The sequence below is a fragment of the Streptomyces sp. UNOC14_S4 genome (genome assembly GCF_020740835.1).
Lineage (GTDB): Bacteria > Actinomycetota > Actinomycetes > Streptomycetales > Streptomycetaceae > Streptomyces.
In genome coordinates, this window is record NZ_JAINFC010000028.1 from 1 (window position 1) to 19,300 (window position 19,300).

Genomic DNA, 19,300 nt, shown 5'->3' on the forward strand with positions numbered 1-19,300 from the left:
CTCCTCGCACCCGCGCCATCACCCCCGCATTCCCCCGCGCCCGCTCATGCCCATTCATGCCCGAATCCCTTTACTTCTCTTCGGTACTCGCGGTAACTTCCCTACGAACCACACACTCGGGCACCGAACGGACGTAAAACATGTACGCACCGGAGCGTCAGCAGGAGATCCTGCGGCTGGCCCGTGAGCGCGGGAGCGTGGACGTGCTGTCGCTCGCCGAGGAGTTCGGGGTCACGGCGGAGACCGTGCGACGCGACCTCAAGGCACTCGACCGGGCCGGGCTCGTGCGCCGCGTGCACGGGGGCGCGATCCCCGCCGGGCGGCTCGACTTCGAGCCGGGCCTCGCCGAGCGCGAGACCACGGCCGCCGCCGAGAAGGACGCCATCGCCCGCGCCGCGCTCGCCGAGCTGCCCCCCGACGGCAGCGTGATCATCGACGCGGGCACCACGGCCGCCCGTCTCGCCGCGCTGCTGCCGCCCGACTCCACGCTGACCGTCGTCACCCACGCCCTGCCGGTCGCGGCTCGCCTCGCCAACCACCCCGGCATAGCGCTGCACCTCATCGGCGGCCGTGTCCGGCACCGTACGCGGGCGGCCGTGGACTCGTGGGCCCTGCGCGCGTACGGGGAGATCCACGCCGACGTCGCGTTCCTCGCCACCAACGGCTTCTCCCTCGACGGCGGGCTCACCACGCCCGACCTCGCCGAGGCCGCGGTCAAACGGGCCGCCGCCGGGGCCGCCCGCAGGGTCGTACTGCTCGCCGACTCCGGCAAGTACGGGCAGCGCTACTTCGCCCGCTTCGGCGATCTCTCCGCCGTCGATCTGGTGATCACCGACACGGGGCTCGCCGACGACGCCGCGCGCGCCATCGAGGCCGTGGGCCCGGCGGTGGTCCGCGCATGATCCTCACCGTCACGCCCAACCCGAGCCTCGACCGCACCTACGAGGTGCCCCGGCTGGAGCGCGGCGCCGTCCTGCGTGCCGACACCGACCGCGTCGACCCGGGCGGCAAGGGCGTCAACGTCTCCCGCGCCGTGGCCGCGGCCGGGCACCGTACCGTCGCGGTCCTGCCCATCGGCGGGCCCGAGGGCGCGCTGCTGCTCCGGCTGCTCCACGAGCACGGCATCGAGGCGGCGGGGCTGCCCGTCGGCGGCTCGACCCGCGTCAACATCTCCGTCGCCGAACCCGACGGCACCCTCACCAAGGTCAACGCCGCGGGCCCGCACGTCACCGCCGACGAGGCGGAGTCGCTGATGCAGGCCGTGCGGTCCCATTCCGCCGACGCCGACTGGATCGCCTGCTGCGGCAGCCTCCCGCGCGGCCTCGCGCCCGAGTGGTACGCCGAGCTGGTGGCCCGTACGCACGCCGCCGGGGCGCGGATCGCCCTCGACACGTCGGGCCCGGCCCTGACCGCCGCGCTGCGCGAGCGCCCCGACGTCGTCAAGCCCAACGCGGAGGAGCTCGCCCAGGCGGTCGGCCGCCCGCTGGCCACGGTCGGCGACGCGGTCGCTGCCGCGGAGGAACTGCGGGCACTGGGCGCACGGGCCGTCCTGGCCAGCCTCGGCGCGGACGGGCAGCTGCTCGTCGACGCCTCCGGTACGCACTTCGGCACCGCCCGGGTGCCCGCCGTCCGCAGCAACGTCGGTGCGGGCGACGCGTCCCTCGCGGGCTTCCTCATCGCCGGGGGCGCGGGCCCCGAGGCCCTCGCCTCCGCCCTCGCCCACGGCGCCGCGGCCGTCCAACTGCCGGGCAGCGCGATGCCGACGCCGTCCGACCTGGACCCGGCGGCGGTGACCGTGACCGACGCCGTACCGCTGGACCGCGCCCTGACGGAGCCGGTGCCGTGACGTTCCCGACCACCGCGGACGTGCGCCGCGGAAGGACAACCCCCCACGCGTGCAAGGGAGCCCGCGATGAGTGAGCTGATCACGGCGGACCTGGTCGACCTCGACCTGGCCGCCGACACCAAGGAAGCGGCCGCGAGATCCCTCGCCGAACGCATGCTGGCCCTGGGCCGCGTCACCGACCTCGACGGCTTCCTCGCCGACGTCGCCGCGCGCGAGGCCCAGATGCCGACCGGTCTCGACGGCGGCATCGGCATCCCCCACTGCCGCAGCGCCCACGTCACCGAGCCGACCCTCGCCTTCGGCCGCTCGGCGGCACGCGTCGACTTCGGCGCGGCGGACGGCCCGGCCGACCTGATCTTCCTCATCGCGGCCCCGGCGGGCGCGGACGACGACCACCTGACGATCCTGTCCTCACTGGCGAGGCAGCTGATGCGGCAGGAGTTCACGGACGCGCTGCGGTCGGCGCGGAGCGCGGGGACGGTGGCGGCGCTGATACGCGGGGAGGAGCCTCCGGAGGAAGACGAGCCGATCCGCAAGGACGGGGAGAGGGCCGGGGACGAGGACGAGAACAGAGGCAGGGGCGAAGCGAGGAACGGGGAGAAGACCCCCTTCCGGATCGTCGCCGTCACTTCCTGCCCCACCGGCATCGCCCACACCTATATGGCCGCCGAAGCCCTCGCCCGGGCCGCCGAGGCCGCGGGCGTGGAGCTCGCCGTCGAGACGCAGGGTTCGGCCGGGTTCACCAGGCTGGACCCGAAGACGGTCGCCGCCGCCGACGCCGTGATCCTCGCGCACGACGTCGAGGTACGGGACAAGGACCGCTTCGCGGGCAAGCCGACGGTCGACGTCGGCGTGAAGGCGGGCGTCAACCGCCCGGCCGAACTGATCGCGGAGGTACGGGAACTGGCCGCCGCGAACCCTGCCCGGGCGGCCACGGCGACGACAGCGGCCCCCATGGACAAGGCCGCCGAACCCGAGGACGGCTACGCCGCCCGACTGCGCAAGTGGCTGATGACCGGCGTCAGTTACATGGTCCCGTTCGTCGCCGCGGGCGGCCTGCTCATCGCGCTCGCCTTCGCGATCGGCGGCTACCAGATCAACAAGGCGCCGTCGGTGGCCGAGCACTTCGCGTGGACGGAGTCGGCGAGCTGGGCGGCGCTGTTCTTCCAGACCGGCGGCGCGGCCTTCGGCTTCCTCGTGCCCGTACTGGCGGGCTACATCGCGTACGGGATGGCCGACCGACCCGGTCTCGTCCCCGGGTTCGTGGGCGGCGCGATCGCCCTGACCGTCAACGCGGGCTTCCTCGGCGGCCTGATCGCCGGTCTGCTCGCGGGCGGCACGGTCATGGCCGTGCAACGTCTCGACGTACCGGCCGTGCTGCGCGGCATCATGCCGGTGGTCGTGATCCCGCTGTTGTCGTCGGCGGTGGTCGGCTTCCTGATGTTCCTGGTGGTCGGCAAGCCGGTCGCCTCGCTCCAGAAGGCGCTCACCGACTGGCTGGGCGGCCTGTCCGGCGCCAACGCGGTGGGGCTCGGGGTGATCCTGGGCCTGATGATGTGCTTCGACCTCGGCGGCCCGCTCAACAAGTGCGCGTACGCGTTCGCCGTCGGCGGCCTCACCGACCCCAACGGCGGCAGCCTCAAGGTGATGGCCGCGGTGATGGCGGCGGGCATGGTCCCGCCCCTGGCCATGGCCCTGGCCACGGCACTGCGCGGCAGCCTCTTCACCCGGGCGGAACGGGAGAACGGCAAGGCGGCGTGGGTGCTGGGCGCGTCGTTCATCACCGAGGGGGCGATCCCCTTCGCGGCGGCGGATCCGTTGAGGGTGATCCCCTCGGCGATGGCGGGCGGCGCGGTCACGGGTGCCCTCTCCATGACCTTCGACTGCACCCTGCGCGCCCCGCACGGCGGTGCGTTCGTGATCCCGCTGATCGGCGCGCCGTTCCTGTACCTGGTCGCGATCGCGGCGGGAACGGTGGTGAGCGCGGCGTCGGTGATCGCATTGAAGAGCGCTGCGCGCAGGCCGGAAGCAGCTGCCGCCGCCTGAGTGGTACGTGAGCCCCGTGCCCCTTTTGAGGCGGCGCGGGGCTCACGTCTTTCAGCCCATGAGCGTGGCGTCGGGTTCGCGCAGCCAGTACCGCTGCCCGTCCCTGGTGACGGTGAGCCCGAATTCGTACAGCTCAGGCTCCCCCTGCCGCTGCCACCAGGCCGCGGCGCGGGCCGCCTCGTCGGCGAGGCTGCGCGGGCCCCATTGGTGGGCGCAGCCTTCGTCGCAGACCAGGGCCCAGGAACCGTCGCCGCACAGCCACTCGCCATCGTCCCCGCGCCAGTGGGCTATGCCCGGCAGGAGAAGTCCTGCCGCGAACTCCGCATGCGGACTCCCCAGAGCGGCGAGGCTGTCGCCCACCTTGCTGTCACGGGACTCCTGCCACGCCTGATCGGTGAACAGTTCCCTGATGCGGTTCTCGGTGCGCTGGGCGCGCAGCGGCATGAAGGTCATGGCACCGGCGAAGAAGCCGTGTGCGGTGCCGTCCTCGGCGCCCACGGCGCCCTCGGCGCCCACGGTGAGACGGGCGAGGCCGTGCGGGCAGAACGCCGTCGTGAAGGGGGTCACGATGCTGCCGCCCGGCGCGGCTTGCCCGACCCAGGCGTAGGGGACGGTGAACACCGCGGCCGTACTGATCACGTGGGTGTACGGCGCGCCGGACGCGTGGCCCAGCGCACCGTCACCGCGGATGACGGTCACGTCCGGGCAACCGGCGGCGGCCAGCGCCGTACGGGCCTCGTCGGCGACGCGAGGATCGATCTCGATCGTGGTCACGCGGGACTGCCCGCACCGTCCGGCGAGCAGCGCCGCGTTCCAGCCGGTGCCGGTCCCGATCTCAAGAACCCGGCTGCCGGGCCGTGGGTCGGCAACGTCCAGCATCGTGAACACCGCGTCCGGCGCACTGATCGACGACGTCGGCTCGCGACCGGTGCCGGTGTCCCCCGGAGCGCCGTCGTCGACCTGGGTCACGGCCGGGGCGGTGGGCGCGTACACCGCACGGGCCCACCGCTCGGGATCGTCCGCCCGGGACACCGGCCGGTACTGGCTGCCGTCCAAGACCCAGACGGTGTCACGGACGAAGGCGTGCCGAGGCACTTCGAGGAAGGCGGTACGCATCCACGGCTGCCTGAACACGCCGAGGCCGTCGAGGGCGTCGGCGGCCTCGGCGTGCAGAACGTCGAGCACCGGCTACTTGTCCTTCCGGTGCGTTCCGCTACCGGGTTTGGCGACGTCAGGGTGCTGACCATCGCCGTCCCGAGGGGAAGGCTCGCGGGGCTCGGGATTCGGGGCGGGCTTGTCTCCGTGCTTGCCCAAGGGATGACGCTCCTCTGACCGGGAAACGGATGGCGGCATGGTAGGGGCCCAACGGCTTGGCTGAGGTGAAAGCTTGAGGGCGACGCGGGTTACCGCATCACACGGTGCGCGGCCTCCCAGTGGGCGTTCATGCCCCAGGCGAGGATCTGCGCCCAGACCCAGTCCTGGAGCCGGGTACTCCGGTGCCGCTCACTGGTGAGGCGCGCGCAGATCGCACAGCCGGGATGCGGGTCGACAGCCCCCGGCCCGGCCGAGTGCACCACGGGAACGAGACCGTGCATCAATGGTCCTCCCGCCGGTGCCGCTCCCGCTCGGCGCTCAGCGCGTCGACCTCCGCCACCTGGCACTCACGCATGGCCACGGCCCGGGCCAGGGTGAGGCGGTGGCAGTGCCGACAGGGCGCGAAGCTCGCCATCCCGGTCGTGTTCGCCTCCACTCGGCTCATGGCATTGGCGGCTGCCACACGGGTACTCAGGTCGGCGGAAGTGTCTGGGGCCTGCGATTCGGGCATGAGCATGCCTCTCGTGTCACGTTCGACGGAACAGGCCCGGTACGGGCCCTCAGCAGACGGCAACGCGTCCGCCTCCAGTACAACCGCGACCTGCTCAGGCACGGGAGGAAAAACGCCCTGGACACCACTCGCAACCCACCGGAAATTTCCGGCACACTCGCCCTGGGCAGTGCTGCGCCACAGGCTGTCTCGCTACCGTGAGCACCATGACGGGTATCGCTCCCAGTGAGTGCAACCGACCCCTTCAAGAACACCTGCACGAGGCAGGGTTCACCCAGAACGAGCTCGCGGACGAAGTGAACGCGTTCCTGATCAGCGCCGGGCACCCCGGCACTGTCTCCGACCGCACGGTCCGCCAATGGCTGACTGGAAAGACCCGCTGGCCGCATACTCGGCAACGGAAAGCCTTGGAGGCAATATTCGGATGTAGCGCCGAAGAGCTCGGATTCGTACCGCCGCCAGGCGGACGTACCACAACCAGCACTCCGGAGAGTCACGTGCTCCGCCGCGAATTCCTCACAGCGACCGCAGGGACGACCGCCGCCGCCGTTCCCATCCTTTCGACCCGCCCCCGCCGTGTCGGCACTTCCGATGTCGTCGAGCTGCGAGAGGGCCTGGACACCTTGACGGCTCTTGACGCTCGCAGAGGTGGCCACAAGGCACTGGAAAGTGCCGCCCTGTCCGGCGCCCGCAGGGCCCTGGACTTGCAGCAGATGGCGGCCACACAGCGCATCCGACAACGCCTGCTCTCTGTCGCCGCGAACTACACCGCCACCGCGGCGTGGTCTGCCATCGACGCCCGCCAGTCCAGCCGCGCCGAACAACACCTCGACCGAGCCTTGCAACTCGCCGGCATGGCTCGGGACGGCGTCGTCCAGCTGCGCGTCTGGAACTCGTACGCCATGCTGGCCCACCAACGCCAGGAACACACAAAGGCCGTGGACGCCGGTTACGCTGCCCAAGCCGTCGGTATCACGCGCAGCGATCCGCTCTACGCCTCACTCGCTCATGCCCGGACTTCCGTCAGCCACGCCGCCCTGGGGAACCGGAACGCCGCACTGCGATCCCTCGGGCACGCCGAAGACGCCCTCCGCAAAGCCGACCCCCAGGAACCGCGCCCGTCGTGGACGCGCTTCTACAGCCTGTCGGAGCTCGCTGCCATCACCGCCATCGTGCGGGACCAGATCGGGGACTCCGCTGCCGCCGAGGCCGCCTCGCATCGGGCCCTGTCATCGATCCCTGACCAGTTCCACCGCAACCGTGCGCTGGCCACCGTACGGCTTGCGCTCGCGCAGCTGCATCAAGGCGACATCGACCAGGCATGCACCACCGCCTCCAGCGTCTTCGTCCTGATGGCCGACTACCCGATCCCTGGCCGGATTCGTTCCCGACTCGGCGACTTCTACCGGGACTTGATCACCATTGCGCCCGCGACCAGGATCGCTCAAGACTGGGGCGACCGCTTCCGCAGCGAATGGAGCCGATCTTGACCGACATCGACGTCCGGCACTTCACCCATGACGACGCCGCCGCGATCCGCCAGACGCTCCTGGATGTGCACGCGGACGCCTACGCGGACCGCACCGACGACCCCTTCGTGCAGCGCTTCCCCTGGTTCGTGGACCATTGGTCCGGGAATCCCGGCTTTGCCTGCGTCATCGGCTACGACGGCGCCGAACCGATCGGCTACGCCTACGGGGCGGCCGCGACACCGCAGCGTGAGTGGTGGCGTGATCACCTGGACCCCGCTCCGGCCCGCATCCGCACCTTCCATGTGTCCGAACTCATGGTCCGCCCGAAGTGGCGAAAGGGCGGCCATTCCGAACGGCTCCACCAGGCTCTCCTCAACGGTCTCGACGACGACCTCGCCGCACTCCTCGTGGACGTCACGCACCCCAAGGTCCAGTCGCTCTACGAGAGCTGGGGATACCGAAAGATCGGCGAACGCCGGCCGTTCCCGGACTCCCCCGTGTACGCGGTCATGCTTGCAGATCTCCCCCTCAACGAATCGACTGGTTCAACGCCCGGAATGACGAATGGAGGGGACGCCCAGAGCAATGACTGACACCACCAAACTCGTCGGCGGCATCGCCCTGCGCCACACCGTCGCCATCGAGCCCGTGTGGTCCACCCTGATCGAGGTGTACGCCGAGGTCCGCGCCGACCAGCTCCGCCGTCCCCACTACTCGGTCGAGCGGTACGGCGAGCGTCTTGCCCGTCACGCCCAGGACCCCGGCTGGGAGGCCGTCATCGGTTACGACGGGGACGAGCCTGTCGGCTACGCCTACGTGAACACCTTGGAGCCGGACGATCGTTGGTGGCGACGCATGACAACTCCGCTTCCGGAGGGGTGCGCCAGCACGCCCACGGTCGCGCTGAAAGAGATCATGCTGCGGGAGGCGTGGCGAAAGACAGGAACAGCCCGCCGTATTCACGACGAGTTGCTGGCCCGGCGCCCCGAGAAGCGCGTTTCTCTGCTGGTCAACCCCGAGGCCGGGGACGGCAAGGTGCTGGCGCTGTACGAGTCCTGGGGCTACGAGAAGATCAGCGAGCAGCAGCCGTCACCGGACGGCCCCATCCTGACGGCGATGCTGCGTGACATCCGCTGAAGCAACGGCATGGAAGTGGAAAGCCCCTGGCCGTAGCACAGAGAGGTGATCCCATGACCCGCACCGAGTACTACGACGACCCCGACGCGCCGCAGCCCACCCGCATGGCCGTAGGCGCATCGGCCGTCGTCACCGACAGCCGAGGTCGGATTCTGCTGCAACGGCGCGCCGACAACGGGCTCTGGGCACTTCCGGGTGGCGGCATGGAGCTGGGCGACTCGTTGCCCGGTGCGGCCGTGCGGGAGGTCAAGGAGGAGACGGGGCTCGACGTGGAGATCACCGGGCTCGTCGGGACGTACACCGATCCCCGGCACGTCATCGCGTACAGCGACGGGGAGGTGCGGCGGCAGTTCAACGTCTGTTTCACCGCGCGGATCACCGGTGGCGAACTGGCGATCTCGGAAGAGAGCACGGAACTGCGGTTCGCGGCCCCCGAAGAGCTCGAATCACTCCCCATGCACCACACCCAGCGGCTTCGCCTCCGGCACTTCCTTGAGCGCCGGCCCGCGCCGTACCTGGGCTAGCGCCAGCCATGACGTGACGTGATGCACGCCACTCCACCCGCTGCAAGAAAAGGCGCCCCCATTCGTCCCCCAGAGGGCAAGGTTCACGCCGCTCGAGATCGAAAGGATCGCCGTGACCGAGGAGCTCGGAGCGAATGGTGTCGATCCTCCACAGCCGGGTCTCAGTCCCGGGAAGCAGGAAGAACTGTCCCAGATTCTGAAGGAGATCCGTCCCCGGCTCCTCCACGCGAACCTCCGCATGTGCCACGGCGATCTCCAGCTCGCCGAGGACTTCACACAGCGCGCCGAACTGGCCGTGCTGGAGCACGTCCTGCGCGGCGAGGAATTCACCGTCAGCCCGCACGCCTTCGCCCACACCGTGTCCCGCAACGCGATCAGGTCATGGGCCAGGAGCAAGGCGCGCGAACGGGAGGAATCCGTCGGGGAGTTCACCGAGACGTCGACGCCCCGTTCGAGCCAGGCGGACGGGGACGACCCCACGTGGTCCACGGTGCGCTTCCAGCTGGACCTGCTGGAGATCGAGGCCGTCATCGGCGACAAGGAGAAGTACGACGTCTGGCTGCTGAGCAAGGTCTGGCAGTACACGGGAGTTGAGATCGCGGAGATGTACGGCTTCTCGGAGTCGAGGGTCTCGCGCGTGCTGACGGACGTCACGGCCAGGCTCCGGGCCGCGTTCGGCGCCCCTCGGGACGGGTCATTCGCCTAGGACGCCTAGGGGCCGCGACGCACTTCTTCGTGGCCCCGTGGGGATCTAGGGAATGGATCCCGCACACCGAAACCTCAACACCGTGGAGCCAACTGTGCCAAACGACCGTTCCTCGCCACTGCAGAGGATCTCCGAATTCCTCGCGGAGAGCGACAGGATCATCTCCGAGAACCCTTCCGAAGACCCCACGGACTGGGATCTCCACACGCGCAGGCTCATCGCCGTACTCGAAGAGCGGGACGGGGTCGTCACGGGCTCGGCCGTGCACTTCAGTGCCAACGGCCGATAACCCCCGGGGGGAAGGGGGCCCGGCTTCCACGTCGAGCACAGGCCGCGTCGACCGGCCATCAGGGGAGCGCTCGACCGGTGCCCGGGTAACACAAGCCTGAAGGCGTGTCCGCCTCTGTCGGGGGAAGAGGCGGACACGCTCGATTTCCCGTTTCGCTTACGCGACGTTTCGCCTACGTGCTGTTTCGCCTACGTGCTGTTTCGCCTACTCGGTGTTTCGCCTACTCGACGACCAGCAGCAGGACCCCCGCCACCGCGGCCCCGACGCCGAGCGCCGCGCCGAGCTTGGGGTCCTTGTACGCGAAGTAGACGGCGGCGATTGCCAAGGTCAGCACAAGGGCAATGCGTTCACTCATGGCCCGTAGGACTCCTCGGCCCGAGAATTCTTGCGCGCCGCAGACCGCGCGCCCACGGCGGGCCACCGCACTCCACGTCACGCGGACAGGCGGCTGGCCGTCGGCGCGAACCCGCGGGACCATCCACTGACAGGCCGATGACAGGCCGATGACAGAGCGGGGCACGGTTCGCACCCAGAGGGGCTGACAACCCATGGCTGACGGTGACGGTGATCCTCCGGCCAGGCCCTGGTGGCGGCGGCCGGCCTTCGTGACGGCCGCGACCGCGGTCGCCGTCGCCGCGATCGGCAGCTGGCTGACGCAGGGCGGGATCTCGCTCGTCGGGGGCCTGTTCGGGAACGACGACAAGGCTGCTCCGCCCCTCGTCAGCGTCCAGCCGCTGGACACCGCCATGTGCAACGTCTGGCTGCTGCGCCAGGACCCGCAGCACGTCGCGGACACCCTCACGCGGGAGCTCTCCCGTGACGCGCCCGATCCACGGGCGGACCGGGAGAAGCAGAGCGCCATCGCCGACCGGATACGCAAGGAGACGGGCTCCCGACTGGCCACAGGAGGCGTCGTCGACGTCACCGTCCAAGGGCCGAAGGACAAGGCGATCGTCCTGACCGGGCTGGAGCTCGACCTCAAGCACAGGAGCCGCGACGTCCCGGGCAAGCGCATGGCCATGGGGACCGGCTGCGGTGCCGACATCCCGCCCCGGCGCTACGCCGCCGCCCTCGACGACCCGGCCCCGGCCTTCAAGCTGGAACAGCAGCTCCCCGACGGGACCCTGGACCCCAAGGCGGTCGGTTTCCCGTACAAGGTGTCCGCGGGCGACCCCGAGTATCTGCACCTGGAGAGCTGGTGCGACGACTACGTCGAGTGGACCGCGAAGCTGCGCTGGGTCTCCGACGGCGTGCAGGGCACGACGGAGATCAACGATAAGGGGAAGCCGTTCAGGACGTTCTCCGGTGATTCCGAGGCGGCGGATTTCCGGTACGACAACGAGACGTTCACGCTCACTCCGGTCCCCCACAATCCATGAAAAACGCAAACGCCGGGCAGGTCGCCCTCACGGCAACCCACCCGGCGTTCACATGAGCCAGAGCCCTACGCCGTCACCAGTTCCTGCCCCTGTCCCTGCTCCTGCTCCGTGCCCTCCCCCGCGGCCGCCGCTGCCGCCGCCTTCCGCTTCGGCAGCAGGTACATCAGACCGAAGACCACGACCAGGCCGCCCACGACCCACCACAGCGAACGCGTGAACGCGTCGCCGAAGATGTCCGCCATCGCGCGCGTCCTCGGGTCCGCCTTGTCGACGACGCCGAAGAAGGAGACCGAGACCAGGCCCAGGCCGATCGCGTTGCCCAGCTGCTGCGTGGTGTTGATGAGGCCGGACGCCGAGCCCGCGTGTTCGCGCGGGACCTCGGAGAGGACGGCGTCGGTGATGGGGGCGACGATCAGGCCCATGCCCGCACCCATGATGATCAGCGGCAGGGCCATCTGCCAGGACTTGATGGACGCGCCATAGCGGTCGATCTCCCAGATGTACGTCAGGACGCCCGCGGCCAGCACCACCGCGCCGCCCTGGAGCACCTTGCGGCCGAAGCGCGGGACCAGCTTCTGGACCGACATGCCCGCCGCCGCCGAGACGGCCAGCGAGAACGGGATGCCCGTCAGGCCCGCGCGCAGCGCCGACCAGCCGAGGCCGATCTGCATGTAGAACGTCCAGACCAGGAAGAAGATGCCAGTGGTCAGGCCGAAGGTCAGCTGCACGCCGATGCCCGCGGCGAAGCTCTTGACCTTGAACAGCGAGAGTTCCACCAGCGGCGAGCCGTCCTTGCGGGACTTGTGGCGCTCGTACGCGACGAAGCCGCCGAGCACCGGCACCGCGCACACCATCGACACGAAGCCCCACACCGGCCAGTCGTGCTCGCGGCCCTGCGTCAGCGGGTAGAGCAGCATCAGCAGGCCGACGCTGGCCAGGACCATGCCCACCAGGTCCAGCTTCAGCGCCTGCGGAGCCTTGGACTCCTCGATGAAGCGGCGGCCCAGGATCAGGCCCGCGATGCCGACCGGCAGGTTGATCAGGAAGATCGGGCGCCACTCAAGACCGAGGATGTTCCACTGGGTGAGCAGCGCGCCCAGCATCGGGCCCGAGACCGCGCCGAGGCCGACGATCGCGCCGAACATGCCGAAGACCTTGCCCCGCTCCTCCGCCGGGAACGTCACATGGATGATCGACAGCACCTGCGGCACCATGAGCGCGCCCATCAGGCCCTGCAGCACCCGCGCCGCGACCAGCAGCTGCGGGTCGCTGACGACGCCGCACAGCATCGAGGCGAGCGTGAAGCCGCCCATGCCCAGCAGGAATATCTTCTTCCGGCCGTAGATGTCACCGAGCCGTCCGCCGGTGATCAGGCCGATCGCGAACGCGAGCGCGTAGCCCTCGCCGAGCCACTGGAGCACGCTGAACGAGGCGTCGAGGTCCCGCTGGATGCTCGGCATCGCGATGTTGACGATGGTGACGTCGACCAGGTCCATGAAGGACGCGGTCATCACGACCGCCAGCGCCAGCCAGCGGCGGCGGTCGGCGGGTGGTGAGTCGGTGGTCATCAAGACGGTGCCTTTCGAGCAATCAGTGGGGGGACGTGCTGCCGATCGCGGTCGGCCGGCCGACGCGGAACGTACCGATACGGGACGCATCAGCGCGGAATATCCCAGTATGGGACGTCGCCGGTGGAACGTCTTCGACAGTAGAGGTGATGTAGGACAGCTTGTGTCCCAGTGCGCTGGCAGGCTGGGTGACATGACCGACACCCCGGCACGGCTGCTGACCCTGCTCTCCCTGCTCCAGACCCCGCGCGACTGGCCCGGCAGCGAGCTCGCCGAGCGCCTCGGCGTCACCACGCGCACCATCCGCCGCGACATCGAGCGGCTGCGCGACCTGGGCTATCCCGTCCAGGCCACGATGGGCTCGATCGGCGGCTACCGGCTGGCGGCCGGGGCGGCCATGCCGCCGCTGGTGCTCGACGACGAGGAGGCCGTGGCCATCGCCGTGGGGCTGCGCGCGGGCGCGGGCCACGCCGTCGACGGCGTCGAGGAGGCGTCCGTACGCGCCCTGGCCAAGCTGGAGCAGGTGCTGCCCGCCCGGCTGCGGCACCGCGTCTCCGTCCTCCAGGCCGCCACCGTGCCCCTGACCTGGGGCGACGCCGCGACCGTGGACCCGCACACGCTCACCGTGATGGCCGCGGCGGCCACCGGGCACGAGCGGCTGCGGTTCGGCTACCGCACGGGCGACGGCACCGAGACCCGGCGGCTGGTCGAGCCGCACCGGCTGGTGAGCACGGGACGGCGCTGGTACCTCGTGGCGTACGACATCGACCGGGACGACTGGCGCACGTTCCGCGTCGACCGGGTCAGCGATCCGCTCGCCACGGGCGCGCGCTTCACACCGCGCGAGCTGCCCGCGGCGGACGCGGCCGAGTTCATGAGCCGCTCCATGTCGCGGCTCCAGCCGACGTACCGCATCGTGGCCACCCTGCACGCCCCCGCGGAGTTCGTGGCGGCGCGCTTCCCGAGCACGCTCGCCACACCCGCGCCCCTCGGCGAGGACCGGTGCCGGCTGGACTTCACGACCTCCGACTCGCTGGAGTGGGTGGCCTTCCGGCTGGCGCTGATCGACTGCGAATTCGAGGCGCACGAGCCGAGGGAGCTGGTGGACCACCTGGCGGAGCTGGGCGCCCGCATCTCACGGGCCGCGGCACCGCGCTGACCCCATGAAGCCGACCCCATGAAGAGGAGGGCCCCGGCGCAGGGGGGAAGGCGCCGGGGCCCGGTCCATGGGGCGGAACGCGCCGCTCGCGCGCCGCGTCCTGCCCACGCAGCATGCCGCTTACGCGGCCTCGTCGAAACCGGTCGCGTGAGCCATCTTCTTCAGCTCCAGCAGGGCGTGCTTCTCGATCTGGCGGATGCGCTCGCGCGTGAGGCCGTGCTGCTTGCCGACCTCGGTGAGGGTGCGCTCGCGTCCGTCGTCGATGCCGTAGCGCGCCTTGATGATGGAGGCGGTGCGCGTGTCGAGGCGGCCGATGAGCTCCTCCAGCTCCTCGCTGCGCAGCAGGGCGATCACGGACTGCTCGGGCGACACGGCGGAGGTGTCCTCCAGCAGGTCACCGAACTGGGTCTCGCCCTCGTCGTCGACGGACATGTTGAGGCTGACCGGATCGCGGGCCCAGTCGAGGACGTCGCTGACGCGGGCCGGGGTGGTGTCCAGCTCCGCGGCGATCTCGGCGGGCTCGGGGTCGCGGCCGTTCTCCCGGTTGAACTCGCGCTGGACGCGACGGATGCGGCCCAGCTCCTCCACGAGGTGGACGGGCAGCCGGATCGTACGGGACTGGTCGGCGATGGACCGGGTGATCGCCTGGCGGATCCACCACGTGGCGTACGTCGAGAACTTGAAACCCTTGGTGTAGTCGAACTTCTCGACCGCGCGCACCAGACCCGCGTTGCCCTCCTGGATCAGGTCGAGCAGGGGCAGGCCGCTGCGCGGGTAGCGCCGGGCGACGGCCACGACGAGGCGCAGATTGGACTTGATGAAGACGTCCTTCGCGCGGGCTCCTTCGGCGGCTATCGCCTCCAGCTCCACGCGGTCCGCGCCCGCTGCCTTGGCCTCCCCGTCCTCGATGACGCCGTCGAGGATCTGCTGGGCGTAGACACCCGCCTCGATGGCCTGCGAGAGCTCGACCTCCTCGGCCGCGTCGAGGAGCGGTGTGCGCGCGATCTCGTCGAGGTACATCCCGACCAGGTCGCGGTCGGCGATCTCCCCGCTCGAGTGGCGGACACCGCTTGCCCCTTCAGCGCCCTTCTCGGCGGTCTGACGACGGGCGACGGCACGGGTTGCCATGCGTGCTCCCTTGCGATGAGTCGGTCGCGGGACGGATGGGACTCCCTTGAGGGCGGACCCTGTCACGGGTGCCCCGTCCGAAGGAAAGAACGACTGGAATCCGGACAGAATTCCCACGAAACATCTTCTTTTTTGTGATCATGCAGTACCCTGTCCAGCCACATCGCCGGGGCGGACCCCCGCGCCCCAGGAAAGCGCAGGTCGGGCCAGGTACGGGAGGGGCTCACGAGGCGCCCCGCGACCCCGCGCCCTTCCCTCTCCAAGACGAGGCATGCACCCGTACGGTTGCCCGAGACGCCTGGAAGGTCGGGTTCCAGCAGATTTCGAGAGGTGATCGAGTTGCCGTCACCCGTACGGAGGTGTGCGCTGGTGAGGATGCACGACGTGCCGTACGCCGACGCGCCGGGCGCAATGCGGGCGCGGCATGCCGGCGTACGGCGGGCACGAGGCGAGAGGAGCTCGCGATGCCTGCGCACTCGATCATGCCGGGGCGGCACCACGCCGCCCATGAGGGCCCCGGCCCGGTGGCCCGCGGCACCCACCTCCCGCACGAGGCCCGCGGCGACCGCTGGACCTGGGCCGTCCCGCTCGCCGGCGCCGTCATGCTCGGGCTCTACGGCGTCTTCCTCGCGAGCCAGAACGGCTGGCCGCCGCTGAACTACTGGCTGCTCGGACTCGCGCTGGCCGTGGTGTCGGGCGTCCTCGGCCACGCCCTCATCCGGCAGCGCAAGAAGATGGTCACGGAGGTACGCGCGGCGGCGTTCGGCTCACTCCTCGGAGCGAGCCTGGGCTTCCTCTACTCCCTGACAGGGGTGACCGTGCTCCGCGCCATGGAGATCGGCTTGCTGATCGGGCTGGCGATGGGACTGACGTCGTACTACGTCTTCTACTGGCACGAGCATTGAGCCCCGGCGAGGAGAGCGCCCCGTAAGGGGCGCGGGGAACTGCGCGACCAGCCGAGGACGGCCCGCAGACGCCACACCGCGCACAGGACCGAGCTAGCAGGCGACGGGGTCCGGGGCGAAGCCCCGGGGCAGGAACCGACGCCGTCGGGCGTCGCTCACCCGAACTGCACGGACCTCTTCGCCAGCTTCATCCAGAACCCGTCGATCACGGTCCGCGCCAGCGAAACGTCATCCCCCGCCGCCCCCAGCGTCACGAAGAGCGGGGCGAAGTGCTCCGTGCGCGGATGCGCCAGCGCCGCGCCCGGCGCCTTGTGCTGGAAGTCCAGGAGCGCGTCCACGTCACCGGAGGCGAGCACCTCGCTCCCCCACGCGTCGAACTCCGTCGACCACCCGGGCGGGTTCGCCCCCTCGTGCCGCAGCACGGCCAGGTTGTGGGTGAAGAAGCCGCTGCCGACGATGAGCACGCCCTCGTCCCGCAGCGGGGCCAGCTTGCGGCCGATCTCCAGCAGCTTCCCGGGGTCGAGGGTGGGCAGCGAGACCTGGAGGACCGGGATGTCGGCGCCGGGGTACATCTCGACGAGCGGGACGTACGCGCCGTGGTCCAGCCCCCGGTCCGGGATGTCCTGCACCGGCGTGCCCGCGCCACGCAGCGTCCGCCGCACCCGGTCGGCCAGCTCCGGCGCGCCCGGAGCGGCGTACCGCACCGTGTAGTAGTGCTCGGGGAAACCCCAGAAGTCGTAGACGAGCGGCACCGTCGCGGTGGCGCCGAGGGCGAGCGGGGCCTCCTCCCAGTGGGCCGAGATCATGAGGATCGCGGTGGGCCTCGGCAGCTCCGCCGACCAGGCGGCCAGCTGGCCGGGCCACAGCGCGTCATCGGCGAGGGGCGGTGCGCCATGGGAGAGGTAGAGCGTGGGCATGCGCTCGGCGGTGACCGGCATGGGTGCCCTCCTGGGGTCGTCCGGGATGCCCTTGTGGGGCCACCGGAGTTTTATTTGAACTCTCAAACACTTCACACCTTACGCCTCCCTTATTTAGAGTTCAAGAATCAAGTATCGAGAGAAAGCCGACGGGTGAAACAGTGGATGTCATGACAGAACGACCTGCGTACGGCGCTGACGACACGCACGAGCCCGCGCCTCGCTGGCTCACCGACGAGGAGCAGCGCACCTGGCGGGCGTACCTCCACGCCACCACGCTCCTGGAGGACCATCTCGACCGGCTGCTCCAGCACGACGCCGGGATGCCGCACATCTACTACGGGCTGCTCGTCCACCTCTCCGAGGCGCCGCGCCGACGGCTGCGGATGACCGACCTCGCCGAGGGCCTCAAGATCACCCGCTCGCGCCTCTCGCACGCCGTGGCCCGCCTGGAGAAGAGCGGCTGGGTGCGGCGGGAGGAGTGTCCCTCCGACAAGCGCGGCCAGCTCGCGGTCCTCACGGACGAGGGCTTCGCGATGCTGAGCCGCACCGCGCCCGGCCATGTGGAGGCCGTCCGCGGCGCCCTCTTCGACCGGCTCACGCCCGAGCAGGTCACCCAGTTGGGCGACATCTGCCGCACCATCGCGACCGGCCTGCAGCCGGAGTGCGGCGACCTGCCCTGGCGGCGCTGACGGAGAAGAAGAAGAAAAGAAGAAGGAAGAAAACACGAAGGCCCCCACCGTTCCCGGCAGGGGCCTTCAGCTGTTCACGGACGCATATGAATCCGCGTCAGTGTGCCATCACGTCAGTGCGCCATCACCGGCACGGACTCCTCGGCGTCCCCGGCGTTCTCGCCGTCGGCGGAGGAGGCCGCGGGGCCGCCGCCCTGGTGGCCCGTGTTGAGCGCGAAGAACGCGATCAGCGCGGAGAGGGCGAGGATGCCGACCGCCCACCAGATGGCGACGGAGTAGCCGTGCACGCTCGACTGGAGGACGAGCGTCTTCTGCGCGATCGGGTTGGCGACGCCGGTCGCGTGGGACTTGACGTACGCCGTGGTGGCGCTCGCGGCGATGGTGTTGAGCAGGGCGGTACCGATGGCGCCGCCGACCTGCTGCGAGGTGTTGACCATCGCGGAGGCGACACCGGCGTCACGCGGCTGGATGCCGTGCGTGGCCAGGCTCATGCCGGGCATGAAGGCCGTGCCCATGCCGAGGCCCATCAGCAGCAGACCGGGCAGGATACCCGTGGTGTACGAGGTGCCCAGGTCGATCCGGGTGAGCCAGAGCATGCCGACGGCCGCGAGCAGGAAGCCCGGGCCCATCAGCCAGCGCGGGGCGACGCGGGTCATCAGGCGCGCGCCGATCTGCGTCGATCCGGCGATCATCGTGAAGATCATCGGGAGGAAGGCGAGACCGGTCTTGACCGGGCTGTAGGCCAGCGCGACCTGCATGTAGTAGGTGAGGAAGAGGAACAGGCCGAACATCGCGATGGCGGCGAGGCCGAGCGCGGCGTAGACGCCGCCGCGGTTGCGGTCGGCGAGCACGCGCAGCGGCAGCAGCGGCGACTTCACCTTGGACTCGACCACCAGGAAGGAGCCCAGCAGCACGACGGCGGCGACGAACAGGCCGATCGTGGCACCGGAGGTCCAGCCGTCGGACTCGGCGCGGGTGAAGCCGTAGACCAGCGAGACCAGACCGAGGGTGGCCAGGACGACGCCGGGGATGTCCAGCTTCGAGGGGTTGCGGCTGTCGGCGGGCTCGTGGATCACGGCGATCGCGCCGACCGCGGCGACGACGGCGAAGGGGATGTTCACGAAGAACGTCCAGCGCCAGTTCAGGTACTCGGTGAAGACGCCGCCGAGGATGAGGCCGACGCCGCCACCCGCACCGGCGATGGCACCGAAGACGCCGAACGCCTTGGCGCGCTCCTTCGCGTCGGTGAACGTCACGGCGAGCAGCGACAGCGCGGCCGGCGCGAGCAGCGCGCCGAAGACACCCTGGAGGGCGCGGGCACCCAGCAGCATGCCCGTGTTCATGGCGGCGCCGCCGAGCGCCGAGGCCACGGCGAAGCCGACGAGGCCGGTGACGAAGGTGCGCTTGCGGCCCCACAGGTCGGCGATGCGGCCGCCGAAGAGCAGGAGTCCGCCGAAGGCGAGGGCGTAGGCGGTGATGACCCACTGGCGGTTGCCGTCCGAGATGCCGAGGTCGGCCTGGGCGGAGGGCAGCGCGATGTTCACGATGGTCGCGTCGAGGACGACCATCAGCTGGGCCAGAGCGATGAATATCAGCGCTTTCCAGCGCCTCGGGTCGGCAGTGGTGGTCTGTGGCATGGGGTGTCTACCTCAGCGGTGCGGTTCGGACGACATGTCGTAGTCGTCGCGGAAGTCTTGGTGGTGGGGG

At 70.3% G+C, this 19,300-nt stretch carries 21 protein-coding genes; 13 read left to right on the plus strand and 8 right to left on the minus strand.

Annotation, left to right across the window (positions count from 1 at the left end):
- Nucleotides 1-140: 140 nt before the first annotated feature.
- From K6I34_RS04585 to K6I34_RS04595, 3 genes are all read left to right on the plus strand, one after another.
- A complete protein-coding gene (locus tag K6I34_RS04585; RefSeq protein WP_229322764.1) occupies nt 141-902 on the plus strand; it encodes a DeoR/GlpR family DNA-binding transcription regulator in 762 nt (253 codons plus the stop codon).
- Nucleotides 899-1,846, plus strand: a complete 948-nt coding sequence (pfkB, locus tag K6I34_RS04590) for a 1-phosphofructokinase (RefSeq protein ID WP_229322765.1) — start codon at nt 899-901, stop codon at nt 1,844-1,846. The genes K6I34_RS04585 and pfkB overlap by 4 nt, the downstream gene beginning before the upstream one ends.
- A gap of 66 nt (nt 1,847-1,912) precedes the next feature.
- Nucleotides 1,913-3,892 carry a fructose-specific PTS transporter subunit EIIC gene (locus tag K6I34_RS04595; RefSeq protein WP_229322766.1) on the plus strand — a complete coding sequence of 660 codons (1,980 nt, stop codon included), beginning with the start codon at nt 1,913-1,915 and terminating at the stop codon, nt 3,890-3,892.
- Nucleotides 3,893-3,943: 51 nt separating this feature from the next.
- Here K6I34_RS04595 and K6I34_RS04600 read toward each other — a convergent pair whose 3' ends face one another.
- From K6I34_RS04600 to K6I34_RS04610, 3 genes are all read right to left on the minus strand, one after another.
- Nucleotides 3,944-5,077 carry a methyltransferase domain-containing protein gene (locus K6I34_RS04600; RefSeq protein WP_229322767.1) on the minus strand — a complete coding sequence of 378 codons (1,134 nt, stop codon included), beginning with the start codon at nt 5,075-5,077 and terminating at the stop codon, nt 3,944-3,946.
- Nucleotides 5,078-5,295: 218 nt separating this feature from the next.
- Entirely contained in the window at nt 5,296-5,487 is a 192-nt protein-coding gene (locus K6I34_RS04605; protein ID WP_229322768.1) for a hypothetical protein, read from the minus strand.
- Nucleotides 5,487-5,642 carry a hypothetical protein gene (locus K6I34_RS04610; protein WP_229322769.1) on the minus strand — a complete coding sequence of 52 codons (156 nt, stop codon included), beginning with the start codon at nt 5,640-5,642 and terminating at the stop codon, nt 5,487-5,489. Before K6I34_RS04610 ends, K6I34_RS04605 begins: the two co-directional genes overlap by 1 nt.
- Nucleotides 5,643-5,923: 281 nt before the next feature.
- Between K6I34_RS04610 and K6I34_RS04615 the strand changes: the two genes are divergently transcribed.
- The 6 genes from K6I34_RS04615 (at nt 5,924) to K6I34_RS04640 (ending at nt 9,845) form a co-directional block, all read left to right on the plus strand.
- Nucleotides 5,924-7,207, plus strand: a complete 1,284-nt coding sequence (locus K6I34_RS04615; RefSeq protein ID WP_229322770.1) for a helix-turn-helix transcriptional regulator — start codon at nt 5,924-5,926, stop codon at nt 7,205-7,207.
- A complete protein-coding gene (locus K6I34_RS04620; RefSeq protein ID WP_229322771.1) occupies nt 7,192-7,782 on the plus strand; it encodes a GNAT family N-acetyltransferase in 591 nt (196 codons plus the stop codon). The genes K6I34_RS04615 and K6I34_RS04620 overlap by 16 nt, the downstream gene beginning before the upstream one ends.
- Nucleotides 7,775-8,326, plus strand: a complete 552-nt coding sequence (locus tag K6I34_RS04625) for a GNAT family N-acetyltransferase (protein WP_229322772.1) — start codon at nt 7,775-7,777, stop codon at nt 8,324-8,326. Before K6I34_RS04620 ends, K6I34_RS04625 begins: the two co-directional genes overlap by 8 nt.
- 53 nt (nt 8,327-8,379) lie before the next feature.
- Complete coding sequence (locus tag K6I34_RS04630; protein WP_229322773.1) at nt 8,380-8,850, plus strand: NUDIX domain-containing protein; 471 nt, start codon at nt 8,380-8,382, stop codon at nt 8,848-8,850.
- 112 nt (nt 8,851-8,962) lie between these two features.
- Nucleotides 8,963-9,556, plus strand: a complete 594-nt coding sequence (locus K6I34_RS04635; protein WP_229322774.1) for a sigma-70 family RNA polymerase sigma factor — start codon at nt 8,963-8,965, stop codon at nt 9,554-9,556.
- Between the two features lie 94 nt (nt 9,557-9,650).
- Nucleotides 9,651-9,845, plus strand: coding sequence for a hypothetical protein (locus tag K6I34_RS04640; RefSeq protein WP_229322775.1), 195 nt, complete (start codon nt 9,651-9,653; stop codon nt 9,843-9,845).
- Between the two features lie 220 nt (nt 9,846-10,065).
- Here the strand turns inward: K6I34_RS04640 and K6I34_RS38185 are convergent, their stop codons facing one another.
- Nucleotides 10,066-10,200, minus strand: a complete 135-nt coding sequence (locus K6I34_RS38185) for a hypothetical protein (RefSeq protein WP_275126969.1) — start codon at nt 10,198-10,200, stop codon at nt 10,066-10,068.
- Nucleotides 10,201-10,393: 193 nt separating this feature from the next.
- Here K6I34_RS38185 and K6I34_RS04645 point away from each other — a divergent pair, with 193 nt between their 5' ends.
- The gene (locus K6I34_RS04645) at nt 10,394-11,224 is read left to right on the plus strand and encodes a hypothetical protein (protein WP_229322776.1); all 831 of its coding nucleotides are present in this window, start codon (nt 10,394-10,396) and stop codon (nt 11,222-11,224) included.
- A 65-nt stretch (nt 11,225-11,289) separates the two neighbouring features.
- On the opposite strand, the gene K6I34_RS04650 is transcribed toward K6I34_RS04645, so the two are convergent.
- Entirely contained in the window at nt 11,290-12,792 is a 1,503-nt protein-coding gene (locus K6I34_RS04650) for an MFS transporter (protein ID WP_229322777.1), read from the minus strand.
- A gap of 193 nt (nt 12,793-12,985) precedes the next feature.
- Here K6I34_RS04650 and K6I34_RS04655 point away from each other — a divergent pair, with 193 nt between their 5' ends.
- Nucleotides 12,986-13,951, plus strand: coding sequence for a YafY family protein (locus K6I34_RS04655; protein ID WP_229322778.1), 966 nt, complete (start codon nt 12,986-12,988; stop codon nt 13,949-13,951).
- A 120-nt stretch (nt 13,952-14,071) separates the two neighbouring features.
- Here the strand turns inward: K6I34_RS04655 and K6I34_RS04660 are convergent, their stop codons facing one another.
- Nucleotides 14,072-15,079 carry an RNA polymerase sigma factor RpoD/SigA gene (locus K6I34_RS04660; RefSeq protein WP_229322779.1) on the minus strand — a complete coding sequence of 336 codons (1,008 nt, stop codon included), beginning with the start codon at nt 15,077-15,079 and terminating at the stop codon, nt 14,072-14,074.
- Nucleotides 15,080-15,543: 464 nt separating this feature from the next.
- On the opposite strand from K6I34_RS04660, the gene K6I34_RS04665 reads away from it, so the two are divergent.
- Nucleotides 15,544-15,984, plus strand: a complete 441-nt coding sequence (locus tag K6I34_RS04665; RefSeq protein ID WP_229322780.1) for a hypothetical protein — start codon at nt 15,544-15,546, stop codon at nt 15,982-15,984.
- A gap of 155 nt (nt 15,985-16,139) precedes the next feature.
- On the opposite strand, the gene K6I34_RS04670 is transcribed toward K6I34_RS04665, so the two are convergent.
- Nucleotides 16,140-16,922, minus strand: coding sequence for a dioxygenase (locus K6I34_RS04670; RefSeq protein WP_229322781.1), 783 nt, complete (start codon nt 16,920-16,922; stop codon nt 16,140-16,142).
- A 149-nt stretch (nt 16,923-17,071) separates the two neighbouring features.
- On the opposite strand from K6I34_RS04670, the gene K6I34_RS04675 reads away from it, so the two are divergent.
- Nucleotides 17,072-17,593: a MarR family winged helix-turn-helix transcriptional regulator gene (locus K6I34_RS04675; protein WP_229322782.1), complete on the plus strand. Its 522-nt coding sequence runs from the start codon at nt 17,072-17,074 to the stop codon at nt 17,591-17,593.
- A 113-nt stretch (nt 17,594-17,706) separates the two neighbouring features.
- On the opposite strand, the gene K6I34_RS04680 is transcribed toward K6I34_RS04675, so the two are convergent.
- A complete protein-coding gene (locus tag K6I34_RS04680; protein WP_229322783.1) occupies nt 17,707-19,230 on the minus strand; it encodes an MFS transporter in 1,524 nt (507 codons plus the stop codon).
- Between the last annotated feature and the right edge of the window lie 70 nt (nt 19,231-19,300).

Excerpts from the sequence above, each read along its gene's own strand:
- K6I34_RS04615 (WP_229322770.1), top strand. The coding sequence starts at position 5,924 with ATGACGGGTATCGCTCCCAGTGAGTGCAACCGACCCCTTCAAGAACAC.
- K6I34_RS04620 (WP_229322771.1), top strand. The coding sequence starts at position 7,192 with ATGGAGCCGATCTTGACCGACATCGACGTCCGGCACTTCACCCATGAC.
- K6I34_RS04660 (WP_229322779.1), bottom strand. The coding sequence starts at position 15,079 with ATGGCAACCCGTGCCGTCGCCCGTCGTCAGACCGCCGAGAAGGGCGCT.
- K6I34_RS38185 (WP_275126969.1), bottom strand. The coding sequence starts at position 10,200 with ATGAGTGAACGCATTGCCCTTGTGCTGACCTTGGCAATCGCCGCCGTC.
- K6I34_RS04645 (WP_229322776.1), top strand. The coding sequence starts at position 10,394 with ATGGCTGACGGTGACGGTGATCCTCCGGCCAGGCCCTGGTGGCGGCGG.
- K6I34_RS04680 (WP_229322783.1), bottom strand. The coding sequence starts at position 19,230 with ATGCCACAGACCACCACTGCCGACCCGAGGCGCTGGAAAGCGCTGATA.
- K6I34_RS04655 (WP_229322778.1), top strand. The coding sequence starts at position 12,986 with ATGACCGACACCCCGGCACGGCTGCTGACCCTGCTCTCCCTGCTCCAG.
- K6I34_RS04670 (WP_229322781.1), bottom strand. The coding sequence starts at position 16,922 with ATGCCGGTCACCGCCGAGCGCATGCCCACGCTCTACCTCTCCCATGGC.
- K6I34_RS04605 (WP_229322768.1), bottom strand. The coding sequence starts at position 5,487 with ATGCACGGTCTCGTTCCCGTGGTGCACTCGGCCGGGCCGGGGGCTGTC.
- pfkB (WP_229322765.1), top strand. The coding sequence starts at position 899 with ATGATCCTCACCGTCACGCCCAACCCGAGCCTCGACCGCACCTACGAG.
- K6I34_RS04585 (WP_229322764.1), top strand. The coding sequence starts at position 141 with ATGTACGCACCGGAGCGTCAGCAGGAGATCCTGCGGCTGGCCCGTGAG.
- K6I34_RS04650 (WP_229322777.1), bottom strand. The coding sequence starts at position 12,792 with ATGACCACCGACTCACCACCCGCCGACCGCCGCCGCTGGCTGGCGCTG.
- K6I34_RS04630 (WP_229322773.1), top strand. The coding sequence starts at position 8,380 with ATGACCCGCACCGAGTACTACGACGACCCCGACGCGCCGCAGCCCACC.
- K6I34_RS04665 (WP_229322780.1), top strand. The coding sequence starts at position 15,544 with ATGCCTGCGCACTCGATCATGCCGGGGCGGCACCACGCCGCCCATGAG.
- K6I34_RS04625 (WP_229322772.1), top strand. The coding sequence starts at position 7,775 with ATGACTGACACCACCAAACTCGTCGGCGGCATCGCCCTGCGCCACACC.
- K6I34_RS04675 (WP_229322782.1), top strand. The coding sequence starts at position 17,072 with ATGACAGAACGACCTGCGTACGGCGCTGACGACACGCACGAGCCCGCG.
- K6I34_RS04595 (WP_229322766.1), top strand. The coding sequence starts at position 1,913 with ATGAGTGAGCTGATCACGGCGGACCTGGTCGACCTCGACCTGGCCGCC.